Origin of the sequence: Natrinema gelatinilyticum (assembly GCF_024266705.1) — an archaeon.
Classification (GTDB): Archaea; Halobacteriota; Halobacteria; order Halobacteriales; family Natrialbaceae; genus Natrinema; species Natrinema gelatinilyticum.
In genome coordinates this window covers 477,755-491,059 of the sequence record NZ_CP100756.1, presented here as the reverse complement: position 1 = coordinate 491,059, position 13,305 = coordinate 477,755, and the positions used below count along the sequence as shown (strand labels likewise).

Sequence of the window (13,305 nt, the reverse complement as noted above, 5' to 3'; positions counted from 1 at the left end):
GACCGGGACTGCTCCCTAATCGACGGCCTTGTGGACGTTCACGAGGCGTCGGAGGACCGTTCGCTCGACGCGATGGACGTTCTTCGAGACTGCCGCGTCCGAGAGCGTCACCCACTCGATGGCCGTCCGGTCCCGGTAGCTGTCAGGTAGTTCGCTCGGCGCCTCGGCATTTGCGAGGAGGGCAAACAACTGGCCGAGTCCGAGGGAGTCTCGCGACTCGACCGCGAACTCGTTATGACACTCGAGTTTCGCGAGCGCATTATTCGTGATTTCGTCGTCGAAACCGACTGCCCACCGTTCCCGTCGCGTTTCTTGACCGGCGTCAGTTCCTGCACGTTCGGATGTTCACGCAACGCCGATGACTCGAGCCCACGATGGCGGGACCGAATCGCCACTGAATAGGGAAAACGAAACGTCGTGGTCGTCCGTCGTATCGACGAACGGACAGTCGTATGCTTCGTGTTCAGCGTGAGTCGATTGTACGGGTAATATCAGTCCTCGCGTCGTATTCACTGGTGCTCTTTCACCCACACCGTGGTTTGGGGAGAACAGCACTGTAACTCGTTGACCGACCCACGGGTCGGATGAAGCCAATTTCACTGCGGAGACAGTCTTGTGACTCGCTTCCGGTCCAAGTGCACTCAGACGAGGACGCGCTCGAGATCCACCGCAACCCCGTGCTCCGCGTCCACGCTCCCGGCCAGATTGCCGAGGCAGACTGCCGCGTCGTTTGGCGTATAACAGGCCACGAGCGCCCCCGTATCGATCCCGCCGTCGACCTCGAGTACACCCGGTGCGTAGACCGGCGCACCGTTGGCCACCTCTCGAGCAGCACTTTCGGCGATGACGACGCGCGGGATCCCCTCGAGGATCCGTTCGGCGGGTTCGACAACGTCGTACAGACGGTCGGGATCGTTGTCCTCGAGCCAGAACGCCAGGGCATCCAGGAGGTCGGACGGACTGTGGAGCGTTCGATCGTCGAACGGGTCTGTGGCCGTCCGACGGAGGTGGCCCATGTGACCACCGGTACCGAGGGCAAGACCCAGGTCGTGACAGAGCTTGCGAACGTACGTCCCGCTCTCGCAGCGAATGCGCAACAGGAGCCGCCGTTCCTCGGCCTCGAGAGCCTCGAGTTCGTAAATTTCCCTGATACGCAGCCGCCGAGAGACAGCGCTCTTGCGTGGCGGCTTCTGGTAGATCGGTCCCTCGAACTCGGCGACGATGGACTCGGCGTCGACGGGGACCGGCGCGTGACATTCAAGGACGGCGACGTACTCCTTACCGCCCTCCAGAAAGACCGGTGCGAGCCGAGTCGCGTCGCCGAGCATGACCGGCAGACAGCCGGTCACTTTGGGATCGAGCGTCCCAGCGTGAGCGGCTCGGTCGATCGTCTCGTCAGAACCGCGTTCGGCGAGCGTCTCGTCGATGGCGTCTCGCAACCAACCACTGATCTGGTGTGAGGAGGGACCCGGCGGCTTATCGAGGTTGACGACGCCGAAGGTGAGCAACTCGGCGGGCGACCGATCCGCTGGTGGGCCACGGAGAGTCATCAGAAATTCGACTCGAGGTCGACGAGCGCTTTTCCTTCGTCGCGGTCGGCGTCGTAGCGTTCGACAGCGGTGACGAGCATATCGAGGACGGCATCGGGCTCCCAGCGAGCCGTGTTCACCGAGAGATCGTAGATGGTCAGATCCTGGATATCGATTCCGTAATACTCCTGATAACGCTGGGCTTCGCTTGCCTCGCGGGCTCTCGTCTCTTCGGTCGCCCGGTCGGGGTCTTTGTTCTCGCGATCGGCGATTCGCACCCCGCGAACACGCACTGGGGCGTCCAACCAGAATCGAAAGTCGGCCTCGTCGCCTGCCAGCCACCCGGCGAGCCTCGACTCGAGCACCAGATCGTCCCCCTCGACGGCGATTTCGCGCAACCGCCGGTCGAGGTCGCGGTCGATCTTGTCGTTCTCTTCGGCGAGTTTGTTGAACTCGAGCGGGGTGTAGCCCCGTTCGTCGGCGAGCGTCCGAAAAATGTCGCCGCCGCTGACGTGATCGAAATCGAAAGCCTCGGCGAGCAACTCCGCGGTCGTACTCTTGCCGCTTCCCGGTGGGCCGGAGACTGTAAGTAACATAGTTGGTTTGCGAGGGGGCTGGTAAAATGGGTTTTGAATCCGCGTATGGGTTCTCTCGCCGTGTCGGCGAGTAGCCACAATCGTCCGTGGGAAACTGGATTCGACGACAGGGGAGTGCCGAGAATCAGTTGCGGATGGTCACGGTGACATGTCGATATTCAGTGACTTGCGAAGCATCTGGGAGAATCCCATGGAACACAGGAAGTACCAGACGATCCACGCCGGCATCGGACCGAAGAGTCCTGCTTGCCAGGTCGTTTCCCCGACTATCGGCATGACGACGGTGGCCTGTGAGCCCTGGAGACCGACGGCCTGGATTCGCCAGTACATCCAGAGGAACAACGGAATCGTCAACAGCATGATCCAGACCATGGGGCGGAGCTGCAGTTTAAACATCCCGAGGTTTTCCGCCATCGCTTCCATTTGCTCCTCGCGGGCGCTCTCTAACTCGTTCTCGAGGCGTTCGATTTCCGCGTCACTCGCACCGCGGTCTTCGGCATCTTTCTTGCGCTGACGGAGGTCCTTTTGCTCCTCCTGGACCGCTTTCATCCGCTCTTGATACTTACCCATGAGTTCCGTGTTCATCAGATTCGCCTGGAGCAACGACGAGTAGAGGCCAGTAATGAGTGCGACTATCAGGATCACGGCGTAGAACGGTAACACTGCATCGAGGGGACCGAGCGCGATGTCCACCGTGTTCCCCACGACATTCCGAATGGAGTCGAACCAGTACCCGGGCATCAACAGGAGCGCGCCGATACCGGCCAGTTTGTCCCATTGCGACCAACTCGACTCATCGTCGTCGATATCGACGTCTGCTGCGGCGCTACCGACGCTATCCTCGTCTCCGTCGAGGGCCCGATCGAACGCGTCGCGATCGGCTATCACGAACCCCTCGTCGCCATCGACCAGTACGCCCTTCTCGATGAGTCGACCCCACTGACCACTCGTCAACTCGTCGTTGACGTCGGCCCACTGGACTTCGCCGGCGTCTCTGTCGGCTTCCTCGCGGATTGACTCGAGGGCATCCGCCATCGCGGGATCCTCGCGAACGAGGGCATCGATCTTCTCGGCTGTACGCGTCATCTGGTTGTGCTAGGCATCGTCCGGTATACAAGTGTTTTTCTTCGGTCGGCAGCTGTGACGGCGTTGGTACTCACGTAGCAGTCTATTTCAAGCGTTCATCTAGTAATGTAGCACCTTACTATCAAATGGATATAGTTTTTGATGAAGCCGATTGTTTATCAATCACAGTGAACTAGTTCTGTGTATGAATTATCTCGTGAAAGAAAGGTGCGTGGAGATCCGAGGGCAATCCTCCATTCTGGCGGTCGTCCTGCTGATCGGAATGGTGGCGACGATCAGCGTCGGGATCTTTTTCGTCGGCGCCGAAATGATGACGAACACCGAGTATCAGTCCCAACAGGACCGGGTCGAACAATCGTTCGTCAAATTGAGCCAGTAGATATCGTCGGCCGCTATCAACGACGATGTGACACATTCCATGTCGTTCGATTCTGGTCAGTCGGGGGCGATCACGAAGACCAACGCTGTTTCGATCGAAATCCAATCCAGTGACTTCAGCAAAACGATCCAACTCGGCGCGATCGAATATAGCGGCGACGACGGGAACATCGTCGCCTATCAGGCCGGCGGCGTCTGGCGCAAGCGAGGGAACCAAACACTGATGCTCTCTGCACCACCGATCGAGTACGATGCCGAGAAAGAGACGCTGTGGCTCTCCGTCTCGGACGTCAGCGAAGATGAGGGGCTGTCGTCGGAAAAGCTATCGATGGTGCACCAGAAAACGGTCCCGATACAGGATGTCGTCCAGAACGAAACGGTCACGTTGACCATCACCAGCGACTACTACCGGGGCTGGGAGTCGTATTTTAGACACCAGGCCGGTGATGCGGTGATCCGGAATGTCGATCACTCGAACCGAACGGTGTCAGTAGAGCTGGGGTACCTGGAAGCGGACGTGGCGTTCGATTCGGGCGTGACCTATTCGGACGACTACACCGTTCACAAAAATGCGGACGTCGACGGGCCGACCAGCCAGGGAAACTTGCCGCTGCTGGATACCGTCGTCAGTGAGATGATCAACGATACGGAATCGGGAGAGATGAACGTCGACGACGACCTCGGAACGGTCGACACGACTCTAACGAGGGGGGACGGGGCCTACGTCGCCGACAGTATCGAAGAGGCGGGACACCTTCGATTCGATCTCACGGAGGGCAACGCGACGCTGTTCGTCGATGGAGACATCGACGCCAGCGGATCGACGATCACGGTCACCGATTGGAGTGGCAACAACGCGCTGAAGGTCTACACGACGGGTGATCTAGACGCCAGGAACGGCGGCGACATCTGTGTCGATCCCTGCGCTACGGACGTCGATGCAGAACGGATCCACGTGTTCGGAACGTCCGAAATGCAAGTCGACTTCGGACCGGGTGGAAACTCCCGCTTCGAAGGTGTCCTCTACGCTGCAAGCAACGAGGACGATTGGCCGACACGAAACGGCTGTGAAAGCCAGGTCTGTGTTCACTCGAACCTCGACGTGTACGGCTCGATAGTCGCGTCGTCAGTGAAAATTCACGCAACGAGTACGGAACTGGCCTACGACTCGAGTCTTGATACCGCCGATATACCGCTTCACCCGGAATCGTACACGCTACCGCCTCGGATCACGTATCTGAACAACGCCCATCACAAAATTGATGTGACGAACGAGTAGTCCGATTTCTTACACGGCGTTCTGTATCGTCGTCTTCAGTTCTTCCCAGACGTCGTCGGGCGCTTGCTCGCCGTCGACGCGCTTCAGGACCCCCTGTTCGTCGTAGTACTCGACGACGGGTTCGGTGTTCTCGTGGAAAACTGACAGCCGCTCCTTGACGGTTTCTTCAGTGTCGTCGTCGCGCTGGACGAGTCGCTCTTCGACCGCCGGATCCTCGGGAGGGTTGTACTCGACGTGGTAGATGTCGCCGGTCTCGGGATCGAGTCGCCGGCCGGTCAGTCGGTGGACGAGTTCCTCCTCGCTGACCTCGAGATAGACGACGACGTCGAGATCGGTCATGTCCTCGAGTTCGTGGGCCTGTTCTATGTTCCGCGGGTAGCCGTCGAGGACGAAGCCGTCAGCCTGGTTGAGTGCCTCGTCGACGATGGCGTTGACGACATCATCGGGGACGAGTTCCCCCCGATCCATGTACTCAGCCGGCGTGTCGTATTCAGTGTCCATGTCGGAGATGTCCATCTCCTTGTTCGCTCGCAGTGCGTCCCCAGTAGTGATGTGGTCGACATCGAATTCCGCGGTGATCTTTGCACTCTGAGTTCCCTTACCGGCCCCGGGTGCTCCGAGGATCAGGATTCGTGGCTGAGCCATAGTGAATCGTTCAGGGGCGGCACATAAAGGCTTAAAGAATCGGGCCCGTTCGTTCGATATGACTCGCTTTGACGCCGCCGAACCGATCGAACGACGGAAACTGTACGTCGACGCCATCGCCGCTCACCGGGAACGCGAAAGCGGATTTCTGACGCTCGAGGCCGACGATGCCATCGTGGATGCGGCGGCGAGTGGTACAGACGAGGCGGTCGACGGACCCGACCCAGGCGCCGACGCAGACACCCAGAGCGCCGTACTCGGCGTTCCCTGGGTCCAGTTCGGAGACGGCACGGTCAACCTGGACTGCACCGAGTCGGAACTCGATGCACTGAAATCCCTTCTCGAGGAGTTTCCGGCGTTCAAGATCGACGACCTGATCCGACCCGAAGACGCCGAAGGGATCAACGTCCGGATCAGCGCGAAAGCGGATCCGAACCGGATCGCCCAGTTCATCGATGCGGTCTTCCTCGACGTGTACGAATTGCCGGCGACGAGTCGCGTGTGGGTAGCCGAAGTGTGACACGATTATCATCACTCAAATCAGTTTGGGACTGAAGGGTCGGATGATATGGCTACCAGCGGATAGTCTCGCTCCGAGATGCTGCCGTCGAACAGTATCGAGAAGTTATAATACGATGAGTAGTAAGTGCCGATATGGACTTGTCCCGAAGTGACGACCAACTTGTTCGCCGTGCAGGACAGGTTACGAGGCAATCGCAAGCGTCGAGACCTCGGTGCTGGGGACCACCACGGGCGATCGTTCGACGATCAGTAACCGGCGGCCAGTCCGCTTCCAATGAGTGACGAAGAATTAGCGAAGGACCTCGGACCGCTGGCCGCGCTGACGATCGGCGTCGGGACGATGATCGGGGCCGGTATCTTCGTGTTGCCCGGCGAGGCCGTCGCAATGGCCGGACCGCTGACTGCAATCGCGTTCGTCCTCGGCGGCGGAATCGCCCTATTGACGGCGTTTTCGGCGAGTGAACTCGGGACGGCGATGCCGAAATCGGGCGGCGCGTACTTCTACGTCAACCGGGCGCTCGGGCCCCTGTTTGGATCCATCGCGGGCTGGGGGAACTGGATCGGCCTCGCGTTCGCGTCGGCGTTTTACGTCTACGGGTTCGGCGAGTACATCGTCCGCATGGCCGGCATCTCGTTCGGGCCGGTCGAACTGTCCGTTCTCTCGTTGTCCGCCGCACAGCTGATCGGACTCGGTGCGGCGCTACTCTTTATCACCGTCAACTACGTCGGCGCGAAGGAAACCGGCACTCTCCAGAACGTCATCGTCATCACGCTCGTCGGCATTCTGGCGGTCTTTACCGCGTTCGGGATCATGAACGCTGACCTCGCGACACTTCGGCCGATCGCTCCGCCGGACGAGGGATTCACGCCTCTCCTCCCAGTGACCGGACTGATCTTCGTCTCGTATCTCGGCTTCGTCCAGATCACGTCCGTCGCTGAAGAGATCAAAGACCCCGGTCGAAACCTCCCCCGAGCAGTCATCGGCAGCGTCGTCCTCGTGACGGCCATCTACGTCCTGGTCCTGCTCGCCGTCCTCGCCGCCGTCGAAACCGACCTCGTCGCCAACAACGATACGGCGGTCGTCGACGTTGCGAGCCGGCTCATCGGGCCGATCGGTGCCGCAGCACTCCTGCTCGGAGGCCTGCTAGCGACGGCTTCCTCGGCGAACGCGTCGATCCTCGCGTCGTCGCGGATCAACTTCGCGATGGGGCGGAACAAGCTCGTCAGTCCGGAATTGAACGAGATACATCCTCGGTACGGGACTCCCTATCGATCGATCGCAGTCACGGGCGGCTTCATCGTTCTCTTCCTGTTGATCGGGGATATTCGAACGCTCTCGACGGCCGGCAGCGTTCTCCACCTCGTCATCTACGGGCTGTTGAACGTCGCGTTGATCGTGATGCGCGAAGTCGAACCAGCGGAGTACGAGCCGGACTACCGCGTCCCGTTCTACCCCGTGACGCCGATTCTCGGTGCGCTTTTCTCGATCGCCCTGATCGCGTTCATCGATCCACGGGTGATCGCCCTCTGTGTCGCATTCGTGATCGTCGCGGCGCTGTGGTATCTCATCTACGCCAGGAACAAGACCGAGGACCAGGGCGTCCTCAGCGAGTTTATTCTCCATCGAGCCGATGAAATGCCCGAACCCGCGGTCACCGCGGCCACGACCGTCAAACCCGACGGTGGCACCTACCGCGTAATGGTACCGCTCGCCAACCCGGATCACGAAACCAATCTGATCACGCTCGCGAGCGCAATCGCGAACCAGCGCGACGGCACGGTCGTCGCGACTCACATCGTCCAGGTTCCCGACCAGACGCCGCTCGAGAAAGGTGCCGATCACGTCGACCAGCTCGACGCCGAATCCGAACAGTTGCTCGAAAGCGCCCGTCGAGACGCCGAGACGTTCGGTGTCGACGTCGAGACGAGGACGATCCTCTCACACCGATCGTTCGAGGAGGTCTTCGACGCTGCACGGACGAACGACGCAGATCTCGTCGTGATGGGATGGGGACCACACGCACACGGGCGAGCCGAACAACGGATGGACGAACTCACCGGCGACCTCCCCTGCGACTTCCTCGTTCTCAAGGACCGTGGATTCGACGCCTCCCGAATCCTCGTTCCGACGGCCGGCGGGCCTGACTCAGAACTCGGCGCCAGCGTTGCCCGGCTGCTTGCGGCTGAGTACGACAGCGACATTTCGCTGTTGTACGTTCGCGACGACGACGAATCGATGGCGGACGCCGAATCGTTCCTCGAGGAGTGGGCGACCGATCATAATCTCGAGACCGCGGACAGAGTGATCGAGAGCGGCGATCCCCAGAGCGCGATCGAACGAGCGGCCGACGACCACACGATGCTGATGATCGGCGCGACCGAACGAGGGCTTCTCTCGCGCCTCGTGAGCCGCTCGATGATCAGCGACGTCACCGAAGCCGTCGACTGTTCGGTTCTGCTCGCCGAGAAACGACACGACCGTTCGCTTCGCGAACGGCTGTTCGGCTGGCGTGAGTAACCGATTCGGACTAGGTCAGGGACGGGACCTGCCAGGGACCGTGTGGGCGCCCGAACACGGGACGCTCGCACGCACGAACCGAAAACTGGCAACGATGGGACGGACGGGCAACGATGGGAAAACGCCGCCTGGGAGACAACGATAGACAGAAGGTCATCGGCCCTAACGAGGGAGTGATGGAGCAGGAACGTCCGGCAGTATTTAGTCCAGGAATTGACAGCACGATTCGTCGTACCGGCAGCCAGCAGACGGCAGCAGCAGGGCGGTTTCCAAATAGATAAGTGGCCCCGGCAATCATCGTCCGACATATAAGCGACCTTCAAAAGAGGTGAATACAATCTACAGCGCATTTACGACCCCGCTGCAGCAGGCTCGAACTCGAGTTGACGTGTTCCAGGAGATCTTTCTGGTCTTCCTCGCACTCGGAACGCTCGTCGGCATCGTCGTCGTCGCGTATACATTGTACAACGCGTACAAATACCGCGATACCGACGAGAATGACGCCGACGAGAACCTGCCATCGGTCGGGGAGTTACCGACAGGCGGAAAGGGCGGCAAGAAACTGTTCCTCTCGTTCGGCATCAGCGCGATTATCGTCATTTCGCTGGTGGTCTGGACGTATAGCATGCTGCTGTACGTCGAAGACCCCGGCCAGCAGCAAGGACAAGAGGAGGCGCTCAACGTCGAAGTCACTGGAGAAGGCTTCGCGTGGTTCTTCGAGTACGATACCGGAATCGAGACGACGAGTACGCTCCGCGTTCCCGCCGACGAACGTATCTGGCTGAATGTGACGTCAGGTGACGTCTGGCACGCGTTTGGCATACCCGATCAACGGGTAAAAGCCGACGCGATTCCGGGCGAGTACGACAGGACGTGGTTCGAAGCCGAAGACGCTGGCGCGACCCACGAGATCCAGTGTTTCGAACTCTGTGGCGAGTTCCACACCTCGATGACCGGGACCGTCCAGGTCATGGAGCCAGAAGCGTTCGACGAGTGGATGAACAGTCAGCTGACGATGTCGTACACGGTTCAGGACGCGAACGAGACGCCCGTGACGGAGGGGTACGAGTTGACTGTCGAGCACCAGGAGCGTGACTTCGAGCAGACGTACTCGGCCGACCAGTTCGAGAACGGGACGATCGAGATCACCGAAATCGAGTACGGTGGTCCCTACAACGCGACGCTCACGTCAACCGACGGCCAGTTCGAACCGATCACGAAAGAAATCGATATGACCGGCCCGGTCGACGAAACCTTCACGCTCGAGGGAATGAACGCGACTGATAGTAACACGAATGGAAACGAAACCCAATCGAACGGAAACGAAACCCAATCGAACGACGGAGGTGGGAACTGATGAGTGACCTTCCGCCGAAGCGGTCGATCAAGCGGTGGCTAGTCACGACGAATCACAAGGACGTGGGAGTCCTGTACCTGGGAACCGCCCTCTTCTTCCTGGTGTTCGGTGGAGTACTCGCGCTGCTGTTCCGCGCACACCTGTGGGTGCCCGGCGGGACGGGCCTGCTCTCGAACGATCAGTACTACCAGGCGGTGACCGGTCACGGTCTGTTGATGGTCTTCTGGTTCCTCTCGCCGATCGCGTCGGGCTTCGCGAATTACTTCGTCCCGCTGCAGATCGGGGCGAAAGATCTCGCATTCCCCCGCCTGAACGCTCTGAGTTACTGGTTCTACCTGTTCTCGGGCGTCATCATGGGAATCTCGTTCTTCCAGGGTGGATCGTTCTCCGGTGGCTGGACGATGTACTCACCGCTGAACGTTCCCATGTACAACTCCGTGATGGAGGTGACGGCGGGCGGTAACGGGACGATCCTCGCGTTGACCCTGTTCGTCATCTCGATTACGATGGGGACGGTCAATTTCCTGACGACGATGCATCGGTCCCGCGCCGAGGGCCTCGGCCTGTGGAACATGCCGATGTTCTCCTGGTCGTGGCTGCTGACGGTCTGGATGATGCTGTTCGCGTTCGCGGCGCTGCTGGCGGCGGTTCTGTTGCTGTCGATCGACCGCCTTTTCCTCACGCAGTACTTCGCGACGAACGAGGGCTCGAGCCTGATGTGGGCGCACGTGTTCTGGTTCTTCGGGCACCCGGAGGTGTATATCGTCTTCTTCCCCGCGCTGGGGATCATGTTCGAGACGTTCCAGACGTTCACCGGTCGGCGACTCGTCGGCCGGAAGTGGGTCATTATCGCGATGGTCCTCGTCGCGGTGCAGTCGTTCCTCGTCTGGATGCACCACATGTTCCTGTCGACGATCAATCTCCCGATCAAGACGTTGTTCATGGCGACGACGATCGGAATCTCACTGCCGTTCGACCTGATGGTCTTCGCGATGATCTATACGATGGTCAAGGGGCGCGTCCGATTTACGACGCCGTTTCTGTTCTCGCTCGGTGCGCTCTTGCTGTTCATCCTGGGCGGGATTACGGGCGTATTCCTGGGCGCTGTCGTCCTCGACTACGAGTTCCGCGGTACCTACTGGGTCGTCGCACACTTCCACTACGTGATGGTCTCGGGCGTCACGGCGCTGGTCGGTGGCCTCTACTACTGGTGGCCCAAGATCACCGGGAAGATGTACTCTGAGACACTCGGCAAGCTTAGCTTCGCCGTCTACTTCATCGGGTTCAACCTGCTTTACTTCCCGATGTTCCTCGCCTGGGAGACGCCGCGGCGCGTCTTCCACTACCCCGAGGGGACGCAGTTGTTCCACCAGCTGGCGACGGTCGGAGCGTTCGTCCTCGGCACATCGTTCCTCCTCGTGTTCATCACGCTCGGAAAGAGCCTGGTGGACGGCCCCGACGCCCCGGACAATCCGTGGACGTTCTCCCGAACCGCCGAGTGGGCGATTCCCTCGCCACCGCCGCTCGAGAACTGGCCTGACCGGCCCAGCTACGCCAGCGGGTCGCTCGAGTTCGTCGACGACGCGGCGACTGCGACCGACGGCGGCGTCGCACACGGAAAAGAAGCAACCGGAACGGCGACGGTCAGCCACGAGGAAGGACACGCCGATCACGCGAGTATCTGGCCGTTCGGCATCGGGGTCGCCACTGCGACGTTCTTCCTCGGCTTAAGCGGGATGACACCGTACATCCATTCGTTCGTCAGCAATCACATCCACGCCGGCGACTTCGTGACGCTGTCTGACTCGGCTCCGGCAAAGAGCATCGTCTATCCGGCTCTGACCGCGATCGGGATCGGCCTCCTCGGGGTCACGCTGTTCCAGTTCGGACGCGAGCAATTCGATGCACCCGAGATGGCGGTCGCCGAGCGCTGGCCGTTCGAGGGCATCAACAACGAGAAGATGGGCGTCTGGTTCTTCCTGGCGTCGGACGTCGTCGTCTTCGGTGCCGCTATCGGCGCGTACATCTTCATGCGCATCCACGGCGGCTGGGGTAACTGGCATCTCGACTCGATCACCATCGCCGGGCTATTCAACACGTACGTTCTGTTGACCTCGAGTTTCGCGGTTGTCATGGCGCACGTGATGGCCGAACGCAGAAACAAGAAGGGACTGCTCGCATCGCTCGGCGTTACGGTCCTGCTCGGACTCGTGTTCATGGGCGTCAAGGCCTTCGAGTACAGCAGCAAGTTCGCAGACGGTCACTACTGGTTCAGCGGGATCGAGTACTCGCTTTACTTCGTAACGACCGGCTTGCACGCGCTGCACGTCATCCTCGGACTGCTGATCGCCCTGTTCATGATCTACAGGGTCGTCTCGATCGACGCCTACCTCGAGGATCACATGCCGGTCGAGTACTTCGGGCTCTACTGGCACTTCGTGGACATCGTCTGGGTGTTCCTCTTCCCGCTGTTCTACCTGATGTAGCGCCTCGGCGCTACACCGGGTTCCGTTCGCGCGAGTTCGTGGACGCTTCTTGATTCTGCCGTCGCAATTCAGTTCGTCTCTCCATCGTCGGAGACCGCATCGGTCGCCTTCGGATCGTCCATCGCGACCGGACGCTACTCGAGGAGTCTTCAGACGGTCGATGGCGAGTCACCGTCGGTTGTGCATGTGCCACACTCGCGCACTCGTGCGACTCGATGGGAACTCGTGATGGCGACCACGTTTCGTGTTCGGCCTGCAACCGTGGACGACACGTCGACCTGAACGCTTCGGAGAATATTGCACGACGAGTGGGTGAACCATGCACGGCCTACCACCTCGGGTGAGGCGGATCGTGCTCCCTCGCTGGTTGCATAGCCAGCCATCTTTGACGCCTGCGAGTAACAGGGAGGAAGATCCCATTGACAGGGCTACACGTGCTGGGAAGCACAACCGTTGGTCACGATTCGGTGGCGACCGTCGACGGCCCACGCGAAAGCGTACGTGCGGCCAGGGGAAACGCGTAACCCGAATATCTACGTCGTGGAATCCTCGCCCGTTAGGGTGGGAGGTTGTCAACCTGCCCAGACGAGCGCGTAGACGAACGTAAACAGGAAGTAGACCAGGAACACGGAGATTGCCGCCTTGAAGTGGAACGTGAACAGTTCGTACTCCTCGTCGTCTCGTTCGTCGTCGAACGCCTCACGTTCGTCTGCAGAGCAGACGTCGGAGTGTTCGACACCGATGTGAAACGTCACGTATCGCTCGGATCGAAATGGACGACTGCAGTACGGACAGGTCGCGCTGGGCGATTCGTCCACGGGGACGTCGTACTCTCGCTCGAGCGTGCCGTCGGTCGCCATTCAGTCGACCATTACGGCGGTGCGAGCAAGTGTTTGCCGGTTCGACGTG

Annotated in this window: 12 protein-coding genes and 1 pseudogene; 7 read left to right on the top strand and 6 right to left on the bottom strand. The window is 60.2% G+C overall.

Annotation, left to right across the window (positions count from 1 at the left end; genetic code table 11):
- Positions 1–15: 15 nt before the first annotated feature.
- The 4 genes from NJU76_RS02285 to NJU76_RS02270 form a co-directional block, all read right to left on the bottom strand.
- Entirely contained in the window at positions 16–189 is a 174-nt protein-coding gene (locus NJU76_RS02285; protein WP_254531195.1) for a hypothetical protein, read from the bottom strand.
- Between the two features lie 452 nt (positions 190–641).
- On the bottom strand, positions 642–1,550 hold the full coding sequence (locus tag NJU76_RS02280; protein WP_254531194.1) for an RNA-guided pseudouridylation complex pseudouridine synthase subunit Cbf5: 909 nt from the start codon (positions 1,548–1,550) through the stop codon (positions 642–644).
- Complete coding sequence (gene cmk, locus NJU76_RS02275; RefSeq protein WP_254531193.1) at positions 1,550–2,125, bottom strand: (d)CMP kinase; 576 nt, start codon at positions 2,123–2,125, stop codon at positions 1,550–1,552. Before cmk ends, NJU76_RS02280 begins: the two co-directional genes overlap by 1 nt.
- A 138-nt stretch (positions 2,126–2,263) precedes the next feature.
- Entirely contained in the window at positions 2,264–3,211 is a 948-nt protein-coding gene (locus NJU76_RS02270; RefSeq protein WP_254531192.1) for a DUF106 domain-containing protein, read from the bottom strand.
- A gap of 184 nt (positions 3,212–3,395) precedes the next feature.
- Between NJU76_RS02270 and NJU76_RS02265 the strand changes: the two genes are divergently transcribed.
- Positions 3,396–3,590, top strand: a complete 195-nt coding sequence (locus NJU76_RS02265) for a hypothetical protein (RefSeq protein ID WP_254531191.1) — start codon at positions 3,396–3,398, stop codon at positions 3,588–3,590.
- A gap of 39 nt (positions 3,591–3,629) precedes the next feature.
- On the top strand, positions 3,630–4,868 hold the full coding sequence (locus NJU76_RS02260) for a DUF7289 family protein (RefSeq protein WP_254531190.1): 1,239 nt from the start codon (positions 3,630–3,632) through the stop codon (positions 4,866–4,868).
- Between the two features lie 9 nt (positions 4,869–4,877).
- Here the strand turns inward: NJU76_RS02260 and NJU76_RS02255 are convergent, their stop codons facing one another.
- Positions 4,878–5,513: an adenylate kinase gene (locus NJU76_RS02255; RefSeq protein ID WP_254531189.1), complete on the bottom strand. Its 636-nt coding sequence runs from the start codon at positions 5,511–5,513 to the stop codon at positions 4,878–4,880.
- A 58-nt stretch (positions 5,514–5,571) separates the two neighbouring features.
- Here NJU76_RS02255 and NJU76_RS02250 point away from each other — a divergent pair, with 58 nt between their 5' ends.
- The 5 genes and pseudogenes from NJU76_RS02250 to NJU76_RS26695 form a co-directional block, all read left to right on the top strand.
- Complete coding sequence (locus tag NJU76_RS02250) at positions 5,572–6,033, top strand: DUF7975 family protein (protein WP_254531188.1); 462 nt, start codon at positions 5,572–5,574, stop codon at positions 6,031–6,033.
- A gap of 276 nt (positions 6,034–6,309) precedes the next feature.
- On the top strand, positions 6,310–8,553 hold the full coding sequence (locus NJU76_RS02245) for an amino acid permease (RefSeq protein ID WP_254531187.1): 2,244 nt from the start codon (positions 6,310–6,312) through the stop codon (positions 8,551–8,553).
- 328 nt (positions 8,554–8,881) lie between these two features.
- Positions 8,882–9,910, top strand: a complete 1,029-nt coding sequence (gene coxB, locus NJU76_RS02240; protein WP_254531186.1) for a cytochrome c oxidase subunit II — start codon at positions 8,882–8,884, stop codon at positions 9,908–9,910.
- The gene (locus NJU76_RS02235) at positions 9,910–12,396 is read left to right on the top strand and encodes a cbb3-type cytochrome c oxidase subunit I (protein WP_254531185.1); all 2,487 of its coding nucleotides are present in this window, start codon (positions 9,910–9,912) and stop codon (positions 12,394–12,396) included. Before coxB ends, NJU76_RS02235 begins: the two co-directional genes overlap by 1 nt.
- Before the next feature lie 203 nt (positions 12,397–12,599).
- A pseudogene (locus NJU76_RS26695) lies at positions 12,600–12,740 on the top strand (RNA-guided endonuclease TnpB family protein); the annotation flags it as partial.
- 228 nt (positions 12,741–12,968) lie between these two features.
- On the opposite strand, the gene NJU76_RS02230 reads toward NJU76_RS26695, so the two are convergent.
- A complete protein-coding gene (locus NJU76_RS02230) occupies positions 12,969–13,256 on the bottom strand; it encodes a DUF7410 domain-containing protein (RefSeq protein ID WP_254531184.1) in 288 nt (95 codons plus the stop codon).
- Positions 13,257–13,305 lie beyond the last annotated feature (49 nt).

Coding starts and splice junctions, on each gene's coding strand:
- NJU76_RS02280 (WP_254531194.1), bottom strand. CDS start 1,550: ATGACTCTCCGTGGCCCACCAGCGGATCGGTCGCCCGCCGAGTTGCTC.
- cmk (WP_254531193.1), bottom strand. CDS start 2,125: ATGTTACTTACAGTCTCCGGCCCACCGGGAAGCGGCAAGAGTACGACC.
- NJU76_RS02270 (WP_254531192.1), bottom strand. CDS start 3,211: ATGACGCGTACAGCCGAGAAGATCGATGCCCTCGTTCGCGAGGATCCC.
- NJU76_RS02265 (WP_254531191.1), top strand. CDS start 3,396: ATGAATTATCTCGTGAAAGAAAGGTGCGTGGAGATCCGAGGGCAATCC.
- NJU76_RS02260 (WP_254531190.1), top strand. CDS start 3,630: ATGTCGTTCGATTCTGGTCAGTCGGGGGCGATCACGAAGACCAACGCT.
- NJU76_RS02255 (WP_254531189.1), bottom strand. CDS start 5,513: ATGGCTCAGCCACGAATCCTGATCCTCGGAGCACCCGGGGCCGGTAAG.
- NJU76_RS02250 (WP_254531188.1), top strand. CDS start 5,572: ATGACTCGCTTTGACGCCGCCGAACCGATCGAACGACGGAAACTGTAC.
- NJU76_RS02245 (WP_254531187.1), top strand. CDS start 6,310: ATGAGTGACGAAGAATTAGCGAAGGACCTCGGACCGCTGGCCGCGCTG.
- NJU76_RS02235 (WP_254531185.1), top strand. CDS start 9,910: ATGAGTGACCTTCCGCCGAAGCGGTCGATCAAGCGGTGGCTAGTCACG.
- NJU76_RS02230 (WP_254531184.1), bottom strand. CDS start 13,256: ATGGCGACCGACGGCACGCTCGAGCGAGAGTACGACGTCCCCGTGGAC.